General features: G+C 72.0%; 16 protein-coding genes, 2 tRNA genes and 1 pseudogene. 9 read left to right on the top strand and 10 right to left on the bottom strand.

Annotation, left to right across the window (positions count from 1 at the left end):
• Nucleotides 1–58: 58 nt before the first annotated feature.
• Both ACZ46W_RS15760 and ACZ46W_RS15755 read left to right on the top strand, forming a co-directional pair.
• Complete coding sequence (locus tag ACZ46W_RS15760) at nucleotides 59–613, top strand: SigE family RNA polymerase sigma factor (RefSeq protein ID WP_468337292.1); 555 nt, start codon at nucleotides 59–61, stop codon at nucleotides 611–613.
• A 130-nt stretch (nucleotides 614–743) separates the two neighbouring features.
• Complete coding sequence (locus ACZ46W_RS15755) at nucleotides 744–2,393, top strand: long-chain fatty acid--CoA ligase (RefSeq protein ID WP_468337289.1); 1,650 nt, start codon at nucleotides 744–746, stop codon at nucleotides 2,391–2,393.
• Between the two features lie 42 nt (nucleotides 2,394–2,435).
• Here ACZ46W_RS15755 and ACZ46W_RS15750 read toward each other — a convergent pair whose 3' ends face one another.
• Nucleotides 2,436–6,140: a PAS domain-containing protein gene (locus ACZ46W_RS15750; RefSeq protein WP_468337287.1), complete on the bottom strand. Its 3,705-nt coding sequence runs from the start codon at nucleotides 6,138–6,140 to the stop codon at nucleotides 2,436–2,438.
• A gap of 87 nt (nucleotides 6,141–6,227) precedes the next feature.
• Nucleotides 6,228–6,677 carry an SSI family serine proteinase inhibitor gene (locus tag ACZ46W_RS15745; RefSeq protein ID WP_468337283.1) on the bottom strand — a complete coding sequence of 150 codons (450 nt, stop codon included), beginning with the start codon at nucleotides 6,675–6,677 and terminating at the stop codon, nucleotides 6,228–6,230.
• A gap of 221 nt (nucleotides 6,678–6,898) precedes the next feature.
• On the opposite strand from ACZ46W_RS15745, the gene ACZ46W_RS15740 reads away from it, so the two are divergent.
• Both ACZ46W_RS15740 and ACZ46W_RS15735 read left to right on the top strand, forming a co-directional pair.
• A tRNA-Ser gene (locus ACZ46W_RS15740) sits at nucleotides 6,899–6,989 on the top strand.
• A 182-nt stretch (nucleotides 6,990–7,171) separates the two neighbouring features.
• A tRNA-Arg gene (locus ACZ46W_RS15735) sits at nucleotides 7,172–7,244 on the top strand.
• 79 nt (nucleotides 7,245–7,323) lie between these two features.
• Here the strand turns inward: ACZ46W_RS15735 and ACZ46W_RS15730 are convergent.
• From ACZ46W_RS15730 to ACZ46W_RS15710, 5 genes and pseudogenes are all read right to left on the bottom strand, one after another.
• Nucleotides 7,324–7,755 (bottom strand): annotated as a pseudogene (locus ACZ46W_RS15730) (tyrosine-type recombinase/integrase); the annotation flags it as partial.
• Between the two features lie 285 nt (nucleotides 7,756–8,040).
• Entirely contained in the window at nucleotides 8,041–8,907 is an 867-nt protein-coding gene (locus tag ACZ46W_RS15725; protein ID WP_468337280.1) for a GNAT family N-acetyltransferase, read from the bottom strand.
• Nucleotides 8,908–8,995: 88 nt separating this feature from the next.
• On the bottom strand, nucleotides 8,996–9,160 hold the full coding sequence (locus tag ACZ46W_RS15720; protein WP_187748669.1) for a hypothetical protein: 165 nt from the start codon (nucleotides 9,158–9,160) through the stop codon (nucleotides 8,996–8,998).
• The gene (locus ACZ46W_RS15715) at nucleotides 9,157–10,281 is read right to left on the bottom strand and encodes a radical SAM protein (protein ID WP_468337277.1); all 1,125 of its coding nucleotides are present in this window, start codon (nucleotides 10,279–10,281) and stop codon (nucleotides 9,157–9,159) included. Before ACZ46W_RS15715 ends, ACZ46W_RS15720 begins: the two co-directional genes overlap by 4 nt.
• On the bottom strand, nucleotides 10,266–10,487 hold the full coding sequence (locus ACZ46W_RS15710; RefSeq protein ID WP_468337273.1) for a hypothetical protein: 222 nt from the start codon (nucleotides 10,485–10,487) through the stop codon (nucleotides 10,266–10,268). Before ACZ46W_RS15710 ends, ACZ46W_RS15715 begins: the two co-directional genes overlap by 16 nt.
• A gap of 642 nt (nucleotides 10,488–11,129) precedes the next feature.
• On the opposite strand from ACZ46W_RS15710, the gene ACZ46W_RS15705 reads away from it, so the two are divergent.
• A complete protein-coding gene (locus ACZ46W_RS15705; protein ID WP_468337270.1) occupies nucleotides 11,130–12,476 on the top strand; it encodes a hypothetical protein in 1,347 nt (448 codons plus the stop codon).
• Here the strand turns inward: ACZ46W_RS15705 and ACZ46W_RS15700 are convergent.
• Nucleotides 12,454–12,987, bottom strand: a complete 534-nt coding sequence (locus ACZ46W_RS15700; RefSeq protein WP_468337266.1) for an NUDIX hydrolase — start codon at nucleotides 12,985–12,987, stop codon at nucleotides 12,454–12,456. The genes ACZ46W_RS15705 and ACZ46W_RS15700 overlap by 23 nt on opposite strands.
• Before the next feature lie 205 nt (nucleotides 12,988–13,192).
• Nucleotides 13,193–13,861 carry an HNH endonuclease family protein gene (locus ACZ46W_RS15695; RefSeq protein WP_468337263.1) on the bottom strand — a complete coding sequence of 223 codons (669 nt, stop codon included), beginning with the start codon at nucleotides 13,859–13,861 and terminating at the stop codon, nucleotides 13,193–13,195.
• A 118-nt stretch (nucleotides 13,862–13,979) separates the two neighbouring features.
• Here ACZ46W_RS15695 and ACZ46W_RS15690 point away from each other — a divergent pair, with 118 nt between their 5' ends.
• Nucleotides 13,980–14,843 (top strand): DUF2797 domain-containing protein, encoded by an 864-nt coding sequence (locus ACZ46W_RS15690; protein ID WP_468337260.1) that lies wholly within the window; start codon nucleotides 13,980–13,982, stop codon nucleotides 14,841–14,843.
• Nucleotides 14,844–14,852: 9 nt separating this feature from the next.
• Here ACZ46W_RS15690 and ACZ46W_RS15685 read toward each other — a convergent pair whose 3' ends face one another.
• A complete protein-coding gene (locus ACZ46W_RS15685; RefSeq protein ID WP_468337257.1) occupies nucleotides 14,853–16,835 on the bottom strand; it encodes an Ig-like domain repeat protein in 1,983 nt (660 codons plus the stop codon).
• A 233-nt stretch (nucleotides 16,836–17,068) separates the two neighbouring features.
• Between ACZ46W_RS15685 and ACZ46W_RS15680 the strand changes: the two genes are divergently transcribed.
• From ACZ46W_RS15680 to ACZ46W_RS15670, 3 genes are all read left to right on the top strand, one after another.
• The gene (locus tag ACZ46W_RS15680) at nucleotides 17,069–17,908 is read left to right on the top strand and encodes a response regulator transcription factor (protein WP_468337254.1); all 840 of its coding nucleotides are present in this window, start codon (nucleotides 17,069–17,071) and stop codon (nucleotides 17,906–17,908) included.
• Between the two features lie 79 nt (nucleotides 17,909–17,987).
• On the top strand, nucleotides 17,988–19,484 hold the full coding sequence (locus ACZ46W_RS15675) for an MFS transporter (RefSeq protein ID WP_468337250.1): 1,497 nt from the start codon (nucleotides 17,988–17,990) through the stop codon (nucleotides 19,482–19,484).
• Between the two features lie 29 nt (nucleotides 19,485–19,513).
• Complete coding sequence (locus tag ACZ46W_RS15670; protein ID WP_468337248.1) at nucleotides 19,514–20,260, top strand: TetR/AcrR family transcriptional regulator; 747 nt, start codon at nucleotides 19,514–19,516, stop codon at nucleotides 20,258–20,260.
• Nucleotides 20,261–20,339: the final 79 nt, after the last annotated feature.

Genomic DNA, 20,339 nt, shown 5'->3' with positions numbered 1-20,339 from the left:
CCGGGTTCGGCACCTGTGGGCGATCCCCATGGGCCGCACCCGCTCATAGCGTGTACCTATGACCGCGACCGCCGGCACCGTCTGCACCGGGGCCTCCACCGCCGCCACCGGACACGCCTCCTACCCGTCGTTCTCGTCGTACGTACGGACCCGGGGTCCGGTGCTGCTGCGCACCGCCCGGTCGCTGACCGCCAACCCGTGCGACGCCGAGGACCTGCTCCAGACCGCCCTCGCCAAGACGTACGTCGCCTGGGGGCGCATCGAGGACCACCGCGCGCTCGACGGCTACGTGCGCCGCGCGCTGCTGAACACCCGCACCTCGCAGTGGCGCAAGCGCCGGGTCGACGAGTTCGCGTGCGACGAACTGCCCGAACCCATCGGGCTGCCCGAACCGGACCCGGCCGAGCAGCAGGTGCTGCGCGACGCGATGTGGCGCGCGGTGATGAAGCTGCCCGACCGCCAGCGGGCCATGGTGGTGCTCCGGTACTACGAGGACCTCAGCGAGGCCCAGACGGCGGAGGTCCTCGGGGTCTCCGTCGGCACGGTCAAGAGCGCCGTCTCCCGGGCGCTCGGCAAGCTCCGCGAGGACCCGGAGCTTTCCCCCGTACGGTGATCGCCCCGTCCCGATCTACTCCCGGGTAGTGACATACCGCGCGGTATGTGCGCAGAATCGGCACACCCATCTGTCAGGGGGTCCGGGGGGCACCCCCGGGTCGAAACCCGCGCGCCCACGGGAGGACGCCGTGCTGAGCACCATGCAGGACGTACCACTGACTGTGACCCGCATCCTCCACCACGGGATGACGATTCACGGGACATCGCAGATCACCACGTGGACCGGCGACGCCGACGCCCCGCACCGCCGCAGCTTCGCGGAGGCCGGCGCACGCGCCACCCAGCTCGCGAACGCCCTGCGCGACGGACTCGGCGTCACCGGTGACGACCGGGTCGCCACCCTCATGTGGAACAACGCCGAGCACGTCGAGGCGTACCTGGCGATCCCCTCCATGGGAGCCGTCCTCCACACCCTCAACCTCCGGCTGCCCCCCGAGCAGCTCATCTGGATCGTCAACCACGCCGCCGACCGGGTCGTCCTCGTCAACGGCAGCCTCCTCCCGCTCCTCGCCCCGCTGCTCCCGCACCTGCCGACCATCGAGCACATCGTGGTCTCCGGCCCCGGTGACCGCTCGCTCCTCGACGGCGCCGCGCCCGCCGTCCACGAGTACGAGGAGCTCATCGCCGGCCGCCCCACCACCTACGACTGGCCCGAGCTGGACGAACGCTCCGCCGCCGCCATGTGCTACACCTCCGGCACCACCGGCGACCCCAAGGGCGTGGTCTACTCCCACCGGTCCATCTACCTGCACTCCATGCAGGTGAACATGGCCCAGTCGATGGGGCTGACGGACAAGGACACGACCCTGGTGGTCGTGCCCCAGTTCCATGTGAACGCCTGGGGCCTGCCCCACGCCACCTTCATGACCGGCGTCAACATGCTGATGCCGGACCGCTTCCTCCAGCCCGCCCCGCTCGCCGAGATGATCGAGCGCGAGAAGCCCACGCACGCGGCGGCCGTCCCCACCATCTGGCAGGGCCTCCTCGCCGAGGTCACCGCCAACCCCCGCGACCTCTCCTCGATGGCCACCGTCACCATCGGCGGCGCCGCCTGCCCGCCGTCCCTGATGGAGGCGTACGACAAGCTCGGCGTCCGCCTCTGCCACGCCTGGGGCATGACGGAGACGTCGCCGCTCGGCACCATGTCCAACCCGCCCGCCGGTCTCACGGCGGAGGAGGAGTGGCCGTACCGCATCACCCAGGGCCGCTTCCCCGCCGGTGTCGAGGCCCGCCTCGCCGGGCCCGGCGGCGACGTCCTGCCGTGGGACGGCGAGTCGGCGGGCGAGCTGGAGGTCCGCGGCCCATGGATCGCGGGCGCCTACTACGGCGGCGCCGCCGGTGAACCGCTGCGGCCCGAGGACAAGTTCACGGCGGACGGCTGGCTGAAGACCGGCGACGTCGGAGTGATCAGCCCGGACGGATACCTCACCCTGACCGACCGGGCGAAGGACGTCATCAAGTCGGGTGGCGAGTGGATCTCCTCGGTGGAGCTCGAAAACGCCCTCATGGCCCACCCCGAGGTCGCGGAGGCGGCGGTCGTCGCCGTCCCGGACGACAAGTGGGGCGAACGGCCCCTGGCGACGGTGGTCCTCAAGGAGGGCGCCACGGTGGACTACGAGGCGCTGCGCGCCTTCCTCGGCGAGTCGATCGCCAAGTGGCAGCTCCCCGAGCGCTGGGCGATCGTGCCGGCGGTGCCCAAGACGAGCGTGGGGAAGTTCGACAAGAAGGTGATCCGCAAGCAGTACGCGAACGGCGAGCTGGACGTCACGCGCCTGTGACGACGTGACAAGGGGCGCCCTCCCCGGGGCGCCCCTCCCGCGTCAGTTCGTACCGATCTTCGCCAGCAGGTCCACGATCCGCGACTGCACCTCGGCGCTCGTCGACCGCTCCGCCAGGAACAGCACCGTCTCGCCCGACGACAGCTTCGGCAGCTCCGCCTGCTGGAGGCTCGCCGAGGTGTAGACGACCAGCGGCGTCCGGTTGAGCTGCCCGTTCGCCCGCAGCCAGTCGATGATCCCGGCCCGGCGGCGGCGCACCTGCATCAGGTCCATCACCACCAGGTTCGGCCGCATCTGCGCGGCCAGCGTGACCGCCTCGCTGTCCGTGGCCGCCCGCGCCACCTGCATCCCGCGCCGCTCCAGCGTCGCCGTCAGCGCGAGCGCGATCTCCTCCTGCTCCTCGATGAGCAGGACCCTCGACGGGTGCTGCTCACTGTCGCGAGGGGCCAGCGCCTTGAGCAGTACGGCCGGATCGGCGCCGTACGCCGCCTCCCGGGTCGCCTGGCCCAGCCCCGCCGCCAGCAGCACCGGCACCTCGGCCGCCACCGCCGCCTGGCGCAGCGACTGGAGAGCCGTGCGCGTGATCGGCCCGGTCAGCGGGTCGACGAACAGGGCCGCCGGGAACGCGGCGATCTGGGCGTCCACCTCCTCGCGGGAGTGCACGATGACGGGCCGGTAGCCGCGCTCGCTGAGCGCCGCCTGCGTGGAGACGTCCGGGGCGGGCCACACCAGCAGCCGGCGCGGGTTGTCCAGCGGCTCCGGCGGCAGCTCGTCGTCGACGGGCAGCGGCGGCGGCTCGTTGGCCACCTCCACGGCGCCCCCCGGCCCGTCCAGCGGCTCCGGGCCCTCGGCCGCGTCCTCGTCCGGTGCTCCTATTTCGTACGCCCGCCCCTCGGCGGGGGCGGACAGCCGCTGCGGCGGTGGCGTGGGCGTCCCCGGGGCCGGTGTCGCGGGCTGGGGCTGTGGCTGCGGCTGGGCCGGGGGCTGCGGATGCGGCCGGGCGCCCTGCTCGGGCACGGCGGCCGGCCGCTCACCCTCCGCCGGGGGCGTGGCCAGCTTGCGGCGGCGCCCGGAGCCCGAGGACTGCTGCTGGGCGACCTGCTGGGCGAACGGCACGCCCTGGCCCAGGGTGCGCACGCTGAACGACCGCCCCTGGCCGTTGGAGGCCCCGGCGTCGCCCGACGGTACCTCCGGCGGGAGCGGTACGGAACCGGTGCCGCTGCCGGTCCCGGTGGTCGTCTCCTGCGCGGCCCGCCGACGCCCCGTGGGAGCGGGCGCCGGGACGGGCGCCGGAGCCGGCTGCACTGGGTGCGGTTGCGGCGAGTGCGGCTGCACCGGGTGCGGTTGCGGCGGCGTGTGGTCGGCGCCCGGCTCGGTACCTACCGCGTCGTGGCGGCCCTCGTCGTGGGGGCGCTCCTCGGGGCGCCGGTCCGCCTCGGCGGGCGGGAGCGCGAACGCGGTACGGGCACCGCCCTCGGGCGCCTGAGCGGGCGTGGGCGCCGGTGCCGTCCGGTCCTGGGCCGCCCCGAGCGCCCGGCGGGCCCGCCGCCCGGCCGGCTCGGCGGCGGGAGCGGGAGCAGGGGTGGGAGTGGGAGCCGGAGCAGGGGCCGCGGCCGCCGGGAGCGCCGGCATGGCACCCTCGCCGCCGCGCCGCGCCCGCCGCCCGGCAGCCGGAACCGGCACCGCGTCCGCGGGCACGCCCTGCGGCGGCACCGTCTCACCGAGCGCCGCCCGGCCCTGCGCGCTCTCGGCGGCCGTCACGACCGCCCCTTCGGCCGGCACTCCGGCCACGCCCGCCTCCGCCGGACTCGGCCGCCCGCGACGCCGCCCGGTCGGCTTGGCGGCCACCGGGTCCTCGGCCTGCACGGGGCTGCCCAGGAAGGCGTCGGTCGAAGCGCGCCGCGCCCGTCGCCGCCCGCCACCGGACGTCCCGCCGCCGGAAGTGCCGCCCCCGGAGGCGTCCCCGGACGCCTGCGCGGGCACGACCGCACCTGAAGTCCCCGGAGCCCCGGGAGCCCCTGCGGCCACCGAAGTCGCCGCAGCCCCCTGAGCCCCCAAAGCCACCTGAGCCCCAGCGGCCCCCGCAGCCTCGGCAGCCACCGGCGTTTCCGCCACCGGCTTCACCGTCCCGGCGCCCTCGCCCAGCGGTACCTCCAGCACATAGGCGCTGCCGGGCATCCCCGGCACCTCGTGCGTCTGGAGCACACCGGCGTGCGCCCGGACGATCCCGCGCACGATCGGCTCGTGCACCGGGTCGCCACCGGCGTACGGCCCGCGCACCTCGATCCGTACGACGTCGCCGCGCTGCGCCGCCGCGACGACGATCGTCGAGTCGACGTACCCGCCGCCCGGCACCGGCCGGGTCTTCCCGGTGGAGTCGACCCCGGCCACGTCCGCGATCAGGTGCGCGAGCGCCGTCGAGATCCGTACGCCGTCGACCTCCGCCTCTATCGGCGGGGCGTGCACGGCGAACTGGACCCGCCCGGGGCCGATGAGTTCCACCGCGCCCTCGACACCGGCCGCGACGACCGCGTCGAGCAGCACCTTCGTCTTCGTCAGCGACTCCTCACCGACGTCGAGCCGCTGGTAGCCCAGCACGTTGTCGACGAGCGTCGTCATCCGGGCGTAGCCGGCGGCCAGATGGTGCAGCACCTGGTTCGCCTCGGGCCAGAGCTGACCGGCCGGGTCGGCGGCCAGCGTGCCCAGCTCGCGGCGCAGCTCCTCCAGCGGCCCGCGCAGCGAGTCGCCCAGCACGGCCGTCAACTGGGCGTGCCGTGCCGCCAGCGCCGCGTACCGCTCCTCGCGCTGCTCGATCTCGACGGAGAGCCGCTCGCTGAGGTCGGCCATCTCGGTGGCGTGCCGCTCGGTGAGCTCCGTGACCTCGGCCGTGTGCCGCTCGGTCAGCTCGGCGACCTCGGCCGTGTGCCGGGTCTCCTGCTCCTCGTAGGGGCGCCGGTCGGTGAACGTCATCACCGCACCGACCAACTGCTCCCCGTCCCGTACCGGCGCGGTCGTCAGGTCGACCGGCACCGGGGAACCGTCCTTGGCCCAGACCACCTGTCCGCGCACCCGGTGCTTGCGCCCGGACCGCAGGGTGTCGGCCAGTGGCGACTCCTCGAACGGGAACGGCTCCCCGTCCGCCCGGGAGTGCAGCATCAGCCCGTGCAGTTCCTTGCCGCCCAGGTCGCTGGCCCGCCAGCCCAGTATCTGGGCGGCGGCCGGGTTGACGAGCACGATCCGCCCGTCGGTGTCCGTGCCCACGACGCCCTCGGAGGCGGCGCGCAGGATCATCTCGGTCTGCCGCTGGGAGCGGGCCAGCTCGGCCTCGGTGTCGATCGTCCCGGACAGGTCGCGCACCACGAGCATCAGCAGCTCGTCACCCGTATAGGTACTGCCGTACGAGTCGTACGCCTCGCGCCCGTCCTCCAGGCTCGCGCTGGTCACCTCGACCGGGAACTCGCTGCCGTCCGTGCGCCGCGCGATCATCCGGGCCGGCTTGGTCCGGCCGCGCTCGTCGGCGGCCTCGGGCCGGCGCATCGAGCCGGGGATCAGCCGGGAGTCGAACGCGGGCAGCAGATCGAGCAGCCCGCGCCCGACCAGCGCCGTACCGGGCGCCTCGAACATCTCAAGGGCGATGGTGTTGGCGTTGACGACCGTGCCGTTGCAGTTGACGAGTACGAGCCCGTCCGGCAGCGCGTCGAGTATGGCTGCGAGGCGAGCAGCGCCTCGGGATGGCCTGCTGCTCACGACGACGCTTCCTCCCACTCGGCCTGTCACTGGAGGGAGTCTAAAGGCAGGTGATGTGGGCCCGACGGCGGTTGTGTGCGGGTTCCTCTACGACCGGGCCATCGGCAGCACCGGCTTCAGGGCGTCCCACCTGGCGATCTCGCAGCCGTCGGTCCGCTTGAAGTGGGCGTCCACGTCCTGGCCCTGCCAGGTCCCGGTGACGTGCGCGGTGGCGTCCCCGCCGTGCTGCTGGGTGCACATCTGGCCCTTGGCCACGGGCGCGAAGGGGTCCCTGCCCTCCTGGGCCAGCTCGTCGAGCCGGTTGCACGCGTCCTGCACCTTCGGGTGGTTCCCCTCGGCGGTCCGCAGACCGCACTTCAGCTCGAAGGTGCCGTCCGCCATCGGGTTGCCCGAGTTCTTCACGGTGATGGTCAGCGAGTCGGTCCCGGCCAGCAGCGGCAACGGCAGGGGCCCGCTCCCGCCCGCGACGGCGGCGGGCGCGGCGGCACCGAGCGCGGCGAGGGACGCGGCGGAGGTGAGGACGAGGCGGCGCAGCATACGAACTCCTGGGGGTACGGATCCGTCGGGATGCCCGGCATCCCTCACCCCACTAACGCTCCAGCCCCCCGCGCGTTGCGCAAGCCGACCGCCGCCACCCCCGCGGAACGCCTTTGCCCTGCGCCCCGCCCGCCTAGTACCGTGGGGATCGATTGGTGACACCCCCTTGGGCTGTGTCATCATCTGCACGCACCACTCGCGCCTGCGCGAGTGCGCGCACTGGAGGCGTCGCCTAGTCCGGTCTATGGCGCCGCACTGCTAATGCGGTTTGGGTCTTAAAGCCCATCGAGGGTTCAAATCCCTCCGCCTCCGCCGCACCACCCGAAGCCCCGGCCCCACGGCCGGGGCTTCGGCCGTTCCGGGGGTCCCGGATCTTGCCCAGGGGTATTTGCCCAGGTCAGAGGGGGTGCGGGTAACGGATTTCGCGTGACGGCGCAGGTCATGTAATGTTGTTCCCGCAACGCCGACCGGGCAGAAAAGCCCGGGAAGCACAAGCACTCGTAGCTTAACGGATAGAGCATCTGACTACGGATCAGAAGGTTGCAGGTTCGAATCCTGCCGAGTGCACACAGGTGAGAGGCCCCGGAGAGATCCGGGGCCTCTCGCGTTGCCGGTACGTACAGCCGCGAAGTACAGCAACCGGGTGTCAGCCGGTGCCGCCCATCGCGTCGGACAGCTTGCCGATCGCATTGCGTACGTCCGTGTCGCTCGCCTCCGCGTACACCTCCATGGTCATCGAGATCTGGGAGTGCCGCAGGATGCGCTGTGCCACCTTCGGGTGGACTCCGAGGACGACGAGCAGGGCCGCGACCGTGTGCCGGGTGTTCCGGAGCGGGATGACCCGAAGGCTGGCACGGCGAGCACGCAGGCCGAACATCCGGGTGAGGTTCCCCGGCTCGATCGGGGTGCCGTACTTCGTGGTGAAGATCAGCCCGCGAGTGTCCTGCCAGAGCTCCCCGGCCGCCTTCCGGTCGCCGAGCTGCTGAGCGCGGCGCATGCGGAGGGCTTTCAGGCACAGCGGGGGCAGCGGCAGGAAGTCGTCCGAGTCCTCGGCCTTGGTCTCGCGGTGGAGGATCTGCGGGACGCTTGCCAAGTCAGCACCGGCCACTGTGGAGGTCAACCAGGCGTGACCCGGCGATCGGCCTCCCGCCCACCCATCCGGCGAGGTTGGTGGCAGCGCTCAGGCTGCAACGTGGCCGAGGCTGTGACGCACTGGGGAAACGTGGCCGGGGCCGGTGGGTGGTTGCTGGAGACACACGTGGCGGGTGCTTGTTCGGCGCACCCGCCGCCGTGGCTGACTTTCTGTGGCTGAGGTCGCCAACGGCACGGGTCAGCCGACCAGAGAAGGTGGCGCGGTCCGGAGCTATGCGGACGTGGCGTAGGTGAAGCCGAGGGAGGCGAGTCCTTCGGCCTGGCACAGCCGGTCGGAGGGGCCGCCGATCTCGGTCTGGAGGAGTTGATAGGTGGCGCCGTGGGACTGGCCCCAGTGCATGGCTGCCCGCCACAGGACGCGGCCTAGGCCCTGTCCTCGGGCTTCGGGCAGGACGGCGAAGTACTGGGGCATGAGCTGTGGGCGTCCAATGGCGTCTGGCTGAATCTCCATGGGGCCGATCGCGCCCACGATGCGGTCCTCGATTGCGGCGGTGAGAACCGGGCCGTGTCGGCCGGCCTGCATCTGGGCGTGGAGGAAGGCCAGGCCGTCGGCGGCCATGGCCTCGGCGAATGGGGCGAAGGTCTCCTGCACGGCGGCCGGCCAGTCGGTGACGGGCCGGACCGGGCCCTCCGGGGCGGGGCAGGGGCCGGTGGTGAAGTCCTTCATCTGGATGCGGGTGCCGCGCGGGTGTGCGGTCTCGGGACCGAGAGGGCGTACGACCCGGGCGCCCGCCACGTCGTGCGTGGAGGCGAGCTTGGTTGCCAGTCCGGCGGCCTCCTCCACGACGCTGTCACGGAGCCCGAAGGCGAAGACCTTCACCGTGCCGCGTCCGCGCCGGGTCAGGGTGGGGACGAGGGTGTGCTCGGGCTGATGGACCACAACTTCGCGTAGGACTTTCTCGTCCTTCTCACCACCCCAGCGCCGGTCCTTGTCGTATGGAAGGAACTCCCCGGTGTCGGCCGTTCGAAGGGTGTCCTCGAAGATGCCGATGGTCAGGGCGTCGGGGTGGACGGGACCGAGGGTCGGCACGATCGGCGCGGTCAGTTGGGGCCGGAGCCAGTCCCAGCGGAAGAACATGAGCGGCACCCTAGTGGCGGGACGGGCAGGGCTCAGGCCCCGACGCGAGTACGCCGGGGCCTGAACGGAGTTGACCAGATCAGGTGGGTCAGTGGGGGTTGTCGTCGCCGGCGTCGCAGGAGCACTCCGCGCTCTCCACGATCACGTCGAGGTCCTGGACGGCGGTGATCGACGCGGTTGCGACGGGCGGGGCCGCGCGGCGGGCCGAGGCCGGCGGGCCGGACAGGATGGTCACCGGTACGGGCGGGGTCATGAGGCGTTCTCCTTGTCTCCGTGCTGGCAGTAGCTGTGCAGTGGCGCCTTGGCCTCCTGGTAGTGCTTGGCCAGGGGGCGGCAGACCCGGCAGGTGCCGGACAGGGCGCAGCCCTCGCACCCACCGGTGCGAAGCATGAGGCGGTCGGCGATAGCGCCGAGCCGGGTGAGGCCGTCGATGCCTTCGGCCATGAGGTCGATCTGGTCGTCGCGCCCGACCTTGCAGATCGAGACCTTGGCGTGCGGGTCGGCATGGAAGAAGGTGTGTCCCGCGTTGCAGCCGGCGAACGGCTTGCGCTGGCGCAGGTGTGCGGCTGACTGGGCGAGCAGCGGCTCTCCGCCGCCGTAGATCGTGGGCGTCATGTTCGTGTACGCGTGGTTCTCGACGTTCCACTCCTCGGCGAGGGCAGCCATCTCGTCGGCCTCGTCGGCGTTGTCCTCGGTCACCACGACGTTGATACGCAGCGGCAGGCCCGCTTCGCGGGCGGCGTCCATGCCGCGCCGGAACGCCTTCCACGCCCCGCGGCGTTGGGTGAGCGTGTCGAAGGACTCCTCGCTCGCCCCGTACATACTGACCACCAGCCGGTACGGCGGGCAGTCGCGGAAGAGCTTGAGGAGGTCCGGCCGCCAGAGCAGCGAGCCGTTGGTGGAGATGGTGAGCATCATCCCGGCCTGCCAGGCGTACCGATAGGCGCCCTGGAAGTGGGGATCCATGGTGGGCTCGCCACCGGTGATCTGGAGCCAGAGGACACCGGCCTCGCGCATGATGTCGAGCAGCCGCACCTTGTCCTTCCAGCCGAGGCCGGAGAAGGGCCGCTCGCCGAGGTAGCAGTGCTTGCAGCCGAAGTTGCAGCCGAGGTTGATCTCCCAGGAGGCGCGGCAGTAGCCGTACGGGGACGGCTCACGCACCAGCACTGTGCCCCGCGCGGGCCGGCCGATCAGGTCCAGGCCCCACACGTCGGCGGCCGTCTGCACCGCCCAGGCGGGCAACCTCCGACCGTCGGCGACGGCCTGACGGATCTGCTCGTAGTCGTCGGCGGGAAGCCGTGCCCCGGCCCTCGCTCCGGGGCTGAGGAGCAGGTGTCCGTCGAGGAACGGGGAGGCGATCAGAGCGTGGGCCATCGGTGGCCCTCCTTCCGGATCACGGAGCGGGACAGCGCGCGGGGCTCCTGGCGGTCGGCGCGGCAGTGGGTCTCGCCAAGGCCGTTGCAGGTGCCGCAGGTCTTGCCGGACGAGTTGGTGCCACTGCCGCCGCAGTCCCCGCAGCTCTCGTTGCGAGGCGAGCGAGGACGCCGGGGCTTGTGCGGGCTCACGGTCAGCTGGTGCACGAGACCTCCTCCAGGGCGTCTTCCCAGGTGTGCTGCTTGGTGTGGTCGGTGAAGAAAGCAACAGCCCTCGCCGTCGGGCCCCGGGGCGGCCACCGAGCAGTCCGGAAGTACGACGAGTCGTGCCTCGCCCGCCTCATACCAGCGGAGCCACAGCGCGGTCCCGTACGTGCCGGCGTCGGCAAGGAGACCGAAGTGCTCGCCCTCGTCGTGTGCGGATAGTTGGCACTGCACCGCCCTGTCGATGTACGGGGCGGTCGACTTCTCCCGCGCTTCCCGCGCCAGGCCGAAGGGCACTCGACGCCAGTGCGCGCACCGCATCACGACACCATCCGGAAGGACGCGGTGGTGTTCGGTTCCCGCTTCGAGCACCGGGGGCATACGCACGGCGGGAAGCGGCCAGGGTTCTCCGGGACCACCGGGTTCTCGCCCACACGTACCTCCCTGAGAGGCCCCCACGTCCGGCCGGAGTCGCGGGAGACCCGCAACGTCATTCGTACGTTGTCCTGTCCGTTCGCCATGGAGAGGAGCATCGCGATCTGCGAGACCGGCCAGAAAGGCCAAGCGGATTACCCAACTTGGGTAACATCACCCTCGGTTGACCAAAGCGCAGCGATCCGTAGTCCTCATGCCGGAGCGTGCCCGATGCCCGAGCCATTTCGCTCGAAGGAACTCCCGGTCAGCCTGCTCACAGACCTGGTGATGATCGAGGCATGCCAGGCCAGAGACTTCGGCCGCATCTTTCATCTGGTCAAAGCACGAGCAGGCATTTATCCGTCGATGATCGCGCGCCGCTGCGACCTGACCCCGAGCCGCGTGGGCGAGGTGATCGCAGGGCAACGACAGTTGCTGCACATGGACGTGATCGAACGGATCTCGGACGGGCTGCGCATCCCCGGACACATGCTCGGCCTTGCCCGACGCTCCTGGGAGACACCACCCAGCCTGACGGTCATGCCCCGCGAACCGGCCGAGGCGCCGACCGCAGCCGTCGAACCGCTGGCCGCCGGACTACCAGGCGCGGACGTCGACAGCATCCTCGCCCTGGCGGCCGAGCGGGACCTCAGCCCGTCGACGCTGGACGCGCTGCACTCGTCGATCGCGGACTACTGGCGCCGGGACGACGAGCACGGTGGCGAGACCTTACGGCCGGCGGTCGTCGGCCAACTCCGCTACGTCGTTGATCTCCTCAAGGAACAGCGGCCGGCTCCTTTGCGGGACGGCCTGCACGGCATCGCGGCCGAGCTGGCCCGACTCACCGGATGGACCTACTTCGACGCCCGCCAGTACAACCAGGCACGCGCCTACTTCACCGAAGCCCTCGGACTGGCCAAGGCCATCGACGACCGCCAGTTCATGGCCAACGTCCTCGCTTGCATGAGCCTCCAGGCCACCTACCAGGACAAGCCCGGCGACGCCCTCGCACTCGTCACGGCCGCCCAGGACCAGGCCCGAGCGGCCGCGGGGACGACACCGCGCGTACTGGCCATGCTCGCGATGCGTGAAGCCTTCGCCCACGCCACTCTCGGCAACCACAGTGCGACCCACTCCGCGATCTCGGAAGCCCACACCCAGTTCGGCCGGATCAGCATCGGCGATCCGGACCCGGCCTGGGTCGCCTACTTCGACGAACCGAAGCTGATCGTGGACACCGGCATCGCGCACGGCCGCTTGGGTGAAGCAGCCCTTGCCGAACCTCTCATCGCGGATGCCCTCCGCCGAGAACACCAGACGAACCACCGAGGCCGCGCCTTCCACGCCTTCTGGCTCGCCCGCACCCAGCTCCAGCGCGGCAAACTCGATGAGGCATGCCACACGGCCATGGACGCCCTGGCCGAGGCGGCGGCCGTCAGCTCACAACGAGTCGCCGGCCACCTCCGGGAGTTCTACGAGCAGATGGAGCCCTTCCGCCGGGAACCAGCCGCGGTGGCATTCGAGGCCCGGCTCCGGGAGATACTGCCCCGCCAGGTCAGCGGATCGCCTCGTCCATGAGCACGTACAGCAGCCCGACGAGGGAGCCACTGCTGACGATCTCACGGCGGTCGATCATGCCCCGTACGTCGGCCAGCGGGATCCACTCGATCCGGTCCGACTCGTTCTTCTCGGTTGGCGGTCCCTCGTACGTCGCTCCGTCGGCCCGGAAGACGTGGTGCTGGGAGTCGGTGATGCCGTTGGCCGGCTCGGCGTAGATCAGCGGTGTGATCGGACCGGGGCGCCAGCCGGTTTCCTCCAGGACTTCGCGGGCCGCCGCCGCGCCCGGCGTTTCGCCCTCTTCAACCAACCCCATGGGTAGCTCCCACGCCCAGGCGTTCGTAATGAACCGGTGCCGCCACATCATCAGCACCTCGCAGCGCTCGTTGACCACGGCGGCCACGGCCAAGTGCCGGAGCTTAACGACGTGGTGCTCCCAGCGGTTCCCGTCCGGCGTCTCGACGTCGGTGAGCCACAGGTTCACCCAACTGTTCTCGTAGATCGGACGTTCCCCGTGGATCTTCCACTGCATCGCTGCGGCCCCTCTCGATCGACCTCCAGCATCGCAGAATGAACCTCGAGGGCATCTGAGTTCGGCGACTTAGCGTCGATCTGACCAATAGAGGCGGCACCTACTCACAACTTCGGCGACCTTGGCGCGGGTAGAAGTCGGAGATCAGGAGGGCCTCGACGCTCTCTATAGGCATGCCGCTGACGCTGGCCATCTCCGGTCACTGCTACGGGGCGGGCTCGTAGGTGACCGTGGTGTGGGGGCAGGTGGCGGCCAGGGTGGTGAGGGACTGGCGTTCGGTGGGGTCGAGGGTGAGGGACCAGCGGAGTTTGGTGGCGGTCCATTCGGCGGCGTACTGGCAGTGGACCTCCTGGGCCGGGGGGAGCCATTCGGAGGGGTCCTGGTCGGCCTTGCTGCGGTTGGAGCGGGCCGTGACGGCGACCAGGGACGTGGGGGAGCCGAGGTCGTTGGCGTAGGCCTCGCGGCGTTTGGCGGTCCATTGGGAGGCGCCGCTGTCCCAGGCTTCGGCGAGGGGGACCATGTGGTCGATGTCGAGGAGGCCGGAGGGGGTGACCCAGGTCTGGTCGTAGTAGGACCACCACCGGCCGCCGATCAGTTGGCAGCCGGGCATGACGCGGGGGGCTTCGGTGGCTTCGGCGAGGAGGACTTCGGCGCGGGTGTTGCAGCCGTCGTCGGAGATGGCGCCGGCGTTCCAGTGGCGGAAGCTCGTGCGCTGGTAGCCGGCGCGGGACTCGGTGGCGAGGGGGAGGGTGGCGACCGCTTCGGCGAGGGGGAGGGTCTCGGCGGCTTGGGCTGCGGTGGCCGGGGTCGAGAGGGTCAGGGGCAGGGCGGCGAGTGCGGCGGCCGTGGCGGCGCGCGTCAGTCGTTTGATCACACCGGTAGGGAAAGCCGCTCATCGTTCCGTCCGAGTGGTGGCGGCGCCGCCGGGTGGGCCGGATGGGCTCGTGTGTTCACCGCAGGAACGTTCCGCCATTCCCCGTAACGTGGGCGGCATGGTGTGGCGGTGCAGGGGGGTGCGGTGGCCGGGCGGCGGGGACGGGCCCGTGCTGGTGTGGGAGGGCGGGCGCCTCAGTGCCTTGGCGTACGGGCGCGGGATCGGGTTCCGGGTGGAGGGGGAGCGGCGGTGCGTTGGGGCGCGGGGGAACCCCTGTCCGGTGGGGGCCGTCGTGGGCGGGCGCGCCACCGGGGGGCGGTGCCCGCAGTGCGCGCGGCTGGAGAGGGCCCACTCCGTGGCGGCGGACACCGTTCCGGATGACGCGCGGGTCTTCCGGGTGTACCTCGCCTGGTTCGGCCCGGGCATGGTCAAGGTCGGCATCACGGCCGAGGAGCGCGGCGACGCGCGGCTGCGGGAGCAGGGGGCCGTCGCGTACACCTGGCTGGGGCGCGGCCCGCTGATGGCGGCGCGGCGGACCGAGGAGGTGCTCGGCACGGCGCTGGGGGTGCCCGACCGGATCCCGTACGCCACCAAGCGCGTCGCCCGCGTGGGGCTCCCGGGTGAACCGGAGCGGGCGGCGGAGGTCGCGGCGCTGTACCGGCGGGCCGTCGGGGTGCCCGGCTGGGCGGAGACCCTGGAGCGGTTGCCGCTGGATGTCGCCGACCATGCCGGGGTCTTCGGCCTCGGCATGGTCGACGGGCTGGACGGGGTGGTGAGCGAGCTCGTCGGCGGCGGCCGCCTCACGGGGACGCTGGTCGCCGCCGCCGGGCCCGACCTTCACCTGGTCGTGCCGGACGGGCGCCGGATCGTGCTCGACACCCGCCTGATGACGGGCTGGGGGCTGGCCGGGGCCGGGGAGGAGGACCTCCTCACGGTTCCCGTCACCGCCGTACCCCGGGGCGTACAGGGCGGGCTCTTCTGAGCCGGGCGGTCAGTTGGTGAAGTACAGGTACTTCCAGCCGCTGTGGGTCGTGTAGTTGGCGCTGTCACCCGACGACGGGTCGATGTACGACGAGCGGACCCGGGCACGGATGCCGGCCTCGCCGGGCGCCCCGAGGGACACCCGCGATACCCCGCTGCTGCTCAGCGCGAAGTACTCGGTGCTGCCGTACCACTGGCCGTCGTAGTACACCTGGAGCTCCAGCCGCTGCTTGCGGCCCGTGTAGTACGACATGGTCGTGGTGACCACCGGGCTCGCGGACTTGCGGTAGTAGTGGTGCCCGATACCGCTGATCGTGCCCGTCCTGTAGTGGCCGGAGAGCGCCGTCGCGATCCGCACCTTGGCGTACGCGGTGGACTTCACGGTCTTCGGGGCGTACCGCGCGTCACCCGCGAAGACGGCCGTGACCGTCGTGTCGCGGGTCATGTCGACGACGACGGACAGGTTGCCGTTGGCGTCGACCGTGCCGCGCTTGAGGAGCCGCTTGGGCGCGTCGGCACCGTACGGGTCGGTCCAGATCTCGACGACGCGGTTCTTGTACGTGGTGCCGAGCCGGGCGGTGAACTTCACGTCGGCGCCCTGTCCGTGCACGGTGCCGTTGCCGGTGAGGGTCAGGGACACCGCGGCCCGGGAGACCTGGACCTTCGTGGAGGCGGTGGCCGCGGCGTGCGTGGCGCTGCCCGCGTACGAGACCTTGTAGGTGACCGTGCCGCCGGCCGGCGGGGTGTCGGTGAACGAGAACGCGCCGGAGGCGTCGGTCGTCACCGGAGCCAGCGCCTTGCCCGCCGGGGTCTCCACGTCGAAGCGGGTCACCGTCAGCGGCGTACCGGCCGGCAGCGCGACGGTCGCGCTGACCTTGCCCGTGACCGTGAGCGGCTTCGCCCGGGTCGCGCCGGCCGGGGCGGTCACCGTGACCGTCGGCACCGACTTGGTGGAGTCGGTGAAGGAGCGCAGCGTGTGGACGCCCTCGCTGTTGCTCGACACCGCGAACAGGTGGCTGCCCGCCGGGTCCCAGGCGAGGGCCCCCTCGGCGAGGGTGTCGGCACCGCTGTGCGTACCGGTGTTGGGGAAGTCGTAACGCCGCACCGGACTGGTGCCGCCCGGCAGGAACACGTGCACGTCCGGGTCGTACCAGGAGAACGTGCCGGCCGCGACCGTACCGTCGGCGGCGACGGCGACACCGTTCGCGTAGTGCGTGTTGGTCTCGTACGCGCCGGCCCGGGGCAGGTCGGAGGTCTGCCAGACCGTGTGGGTGCCGCCCGGCGTCGCGGTGATGATCCTGCTGCCGTCCGGGGTGAACGCGGCGTCGGCGATCCGTCCGGAGGCGCCGGCCGCCGCGGTCTGGTCCGCGCGGCCCGACGTGACGTCGTAGACGCGCAGCGCGCCGCCCGACCCCTCCCGGTCCGCCGCCGCGAGGGTGCCGGGCGAGCCCGGGGCCGCGGTCAGCAGCGGGGCGTTGTACCAGCCGCTCGCCTGCGCCTGGTCGAGCGTCACGACCGGCTCGGCGCCGGCCACGTCCAGGGAGCCGATGTCGCCCTCGCCGGACGGTCCGTACCCGAACCACACCGTGTCGCCGGTGACGGCGAGGCTGCGCGGGTCGGTACCGGCGCCGGTGGGGAACCGCCCGGTCACGGTGACGGTGGTCGGATCGAGCGCCACGATCGCGTCGCTGCCCGGGACGGCCGCGTACAGGCGGTCCGACGCGGCGTTCAGGGCGAGCCCCTCCACGCCGGGCAGCGCGCTGACGGTCGCGAGTACCGTGCCCGAGTAGTCGGTCGCGATGATCTTGCCCTGCTGCGGGTCGCTGACGAAGACGCGCTGGTGTGCGCCGTCCACGACCAGGTCTCCCACGGAGGAGACGGGAAGCGTCTTGGCGGAGTCGGCCGCTGCCGTACCGGCCGTGCTCGCGATCAGCGCCGCCGAGCTGAAGAGGACCGCGAGCGCTGTCGCGGCCGAGATGCTGCGCCTGTGCACAGTGATGTGAACCCCCCAGAAGGAACCCGGTGGATGGGCCGGGTGACATGAGAAGGGCCGCACGCCGCCCCCGCGCCCCTGAGGCGCCGACCGCGCGACCGATGCAGCGCAGCGTAGGGCATGTCACCGACAACCACGCCGCCGCCTCCCGGCCGTCCGGGACGAGGGCGGTTCTCAGGGAATTCACAGAGAGGGGAAAGGGATCTTTCACGTGTGCGCGGCAGCCTCGGAGCATGACCGTCACCTCGCCCCAGGGGCGCACCGCAATGCTCAGGCCCGACGGCAGTGCCGTCCGGGTGCTCGTCGTGGACGACGAGGACGCGCTCACCGGGCTGTTGTCCATGGCGCTGCGGTACGAGGGGTGGGAGGTGCGCAGCGCCCGGGACGGCGCCGGGGCGGTGCGTTCGGCGCGGGACTTCCGGCCGGACGCCGTCGTGCTGGACGTGACGCTGCCCGGCATGGACAGGCCGGCGGTGCTCGGCGGGCTGCGGCGCGAACTGCCGGACGTGCCGGTGCTGTTCCTCACGGCGAAGGACGCGGCGAGGGGCGGAGCGAGGGGCGCGGCGGCAGGCGGGGCGGTAGGCGCGGCGGCAGGCGCGGCGGAGGGCCCGGCGACGGGAGCGGTGAGGGGCGCGGTGGAGGAGCGGATCGCGGGGTTGACGGCGGGTGGGGACGACTACGTGACCAAGCCGTTCGGTCTCGAGGAGGTCGTGGCGCGGCTGCGCGGGCTGATCCGGCGCTCGGGCGTGACGGCGGGGCGGGGTGACTCCCTGCTGGTGGTGGGGGACCTGGTGCTCGACGAGGACAGCCACGAGGTGTCGCGGGACGGGCAGTACATCCACCTCACCGCCACCGAGTTCGAGCTGCTGCGGTTCCTCATGCGCAATCCGCGGCGCGTGCTCAGCAAGGCGCAGATCCTGGACCGGGTCTGGAGTTACGACTTCGGCGGCCGGGCCAACGTGGTGGAGCTCTACGTCTCGTACCTGCGCAAGAAGATCGACGCGGGCCGCGCGCCGATGATCCACACCCGGCGGGGCGCCGGCTACCTGATCAAGCCGGCGACGCCGTCCTAAAAAGCGTTATACAGCGTATGGCAGACGCTTGTACGGTGTACGAGACCGAGTCCCGTACACCGTACAAGGAGCCCTCCCCATGACGGCGACCACCGCCGGGAGCGAGCAGAAAACCCCCGCCACCGGCGGCCACCCGCAGCGCTGGCTGATCCTCGGCGTGATCTGCCTCGCCCAGCTCACCGTGCTGCTCGACAACACCGTGCTCAGCGTCGCGATCCCCTCCCTCACCAAGGAGCTCGACGCCTCCACCGCCGACATCCAGTGGATGATCAACGCGTACTCGCTCGTCCAGTCCGGCCTGCTGCTCACGGCCGGCAGCGCCGCCGACCGCTACGGCCGCAAGAAGATGCTGCTCACCGGCCTCGCGCTGTTCGGCATCGGCTCGCTGGCCGCCGGACTCGCCCAGTCGTCCGGCCAGTTGATCGCCGCCCGCGCGGGCATGGGCGTCGGCGGCGCGCTGCTGATGACCACGACCCTCGCCGTCGTCGTGCAGATCTTCGACGAGGCAGAGCGGGTCAAGGCCATCGCCCTGTGGTCCACGGTCAGCTCGCTCGGCTTCGCGGCCGGGCCGCTGCTCGGCGGGTTCGTACTCGACCACTTCTGGTGGGGCGCGATCTTCCTGATCAACATCCCGGTCGCGTTCCTCGGTCTCGCCGCCGTCGCCGCCCTCGTACCGGAGTCCAAGCACAAGCAGGGCGACCGGCCGGACCTCGTCGGCGCCGTGCTCTCCACCATCGGCATGACGGCGGTCGTGTACGCGATCATCTCCGGGCCCGACCACGGCTGGACCTCCGGCCAGGTCCTCGTCTCCGCCGCGCTCGGTGCGGCCGTCCTCGGCCTGTTCGCCCTGTGGGAGCTGCGCACCCCGCACCCCATGCTCGACATGCACTTCTTCCGCAACCAGCGCTTCGTCGGCGCCGTCGCGGGCGCCATCCTCGTCGCCTTCGGCATGACCGGCTCGCTGTTCCTGCTCACCCAGCACCTCCAGTTCGTGCTCGGGTACGGGCCGCTCGACGCGGGTCTGCGGACCGCGCCGCTCGCCCTCACCGTCGTCGTGCTCAACCTCACCGGCGTCGGCGCGCGGCTGCTGCCCAAGCTCGGTACGCCCTGGACCATCGCCATCGGCATGGCCCTGGTCGCGGCCGGCCTCGCCGCCATCGCCGTCCTCGGCGGGGCGCACGGGTACGGCGGCATGCTCCTCGGGCTCGTCGTCATGGGCGCGGGCGTCGCGCTGTCCATGCCCGCCATGGCCAACGCCATCATGAGCGCGATCCCGCCCGAGAAGGCGGGCGTGGGCGCCGGCATCAACGGCACGCTCGCCGAGTTCGGCAACGGGCTGGGCGTCGCCGTCCTCGGCGCCGTGCTCAACTCCCGCTTCGCCGCGCTCGTCTCCGTATCGGCCGCTTCCCTGCCCGCCGCGCTCGCGGCGGCCGACGGGCCCGCCGAGCGGGCCCGGATCGCCGACGCGTTCGCGACCGGCCTGGAGACCAGCCAGCTCGTCGGCGCGGTGGCGGTGCTGGCGGGCGGTCTGCTGGCGGCGGTGCTGCTGCGGCGCGCGGAACGGCAGCGGGCATAGCATCGGGCCAGGAACGAGGAGGAAGGCCCATGGTGTCGGCGCGACGGACGAGCGTGTGGCTGGAGGGCAAGTCGCCCCGCGCCCGGAAGGCCGAGCAGCCGTCCGGGCTCGACCGCGAGAAGATCACCGAAGCGGCGGTGCGGCTGCTCGACGCGGAGGGGCTCGCCAAGTTCTCGATGCGCAAGCTCGCGGCCGAGCTGAAGGTCACCGCGATGTCGGTCTACTGGTACGTCGACACCAAGGACGACCTCCTGGAGCTGGCGCTCGACCGGGTCGTGGGCGAGCTGGCGATCCCGGACACCGGGCCCGGCACGGACTGGCGCGAGCAGCTCCGGCAGCTCGCCACGTCCTACCGCGAGCTCTTCGTCGCCCACCCGTGGGCCTCCTCACTGGTCGGCCACTTCCTCAACATCGGCCCCCGCTCGATGGCGTTCGCGCGCACGGCCCAGCAGGTGATCGCCAACACGGGGCTGCCCCTGCACGTCCAGTCCGGCGCGATGGCCTCGGTCTTCCAGTTCGTCTACGGCTTCGGCACGATCGAGGGCCACTTCCGGCAGCGGTGCGCGGAGGCCGGGATGACCCAGGACGAGTTCTTCCAGCACGCCATGGGCATCGTCCGCGAACAGCCCGCGTACAAGGCGGACTTCGAGCACGCCGAGCGGATGATGGAGGCCCGTGGCGGCGACACGGTGGCGGAGATGCGGGAGCGGGACTTCCAGTTCGCGCTGGACATACAGATCGCGGGCATCGAGGCGATGGTGGAGCAGGACACCTGAGTGCGGCCCCTCGGCGACCCGCGCCCCCCCCGGCGGCCCGGCGGCCCTCGCGGCGCGGCCCCGGCGTCCCCCGGCGGGC

This window comes from Streptomyces sp. NPDC031064, from assembly GCF_055570965.1.
Note: the sequence above shows the minus strand (reverse complement) of the source record. Positions and strands in the feature narration are given on the sequence as shown.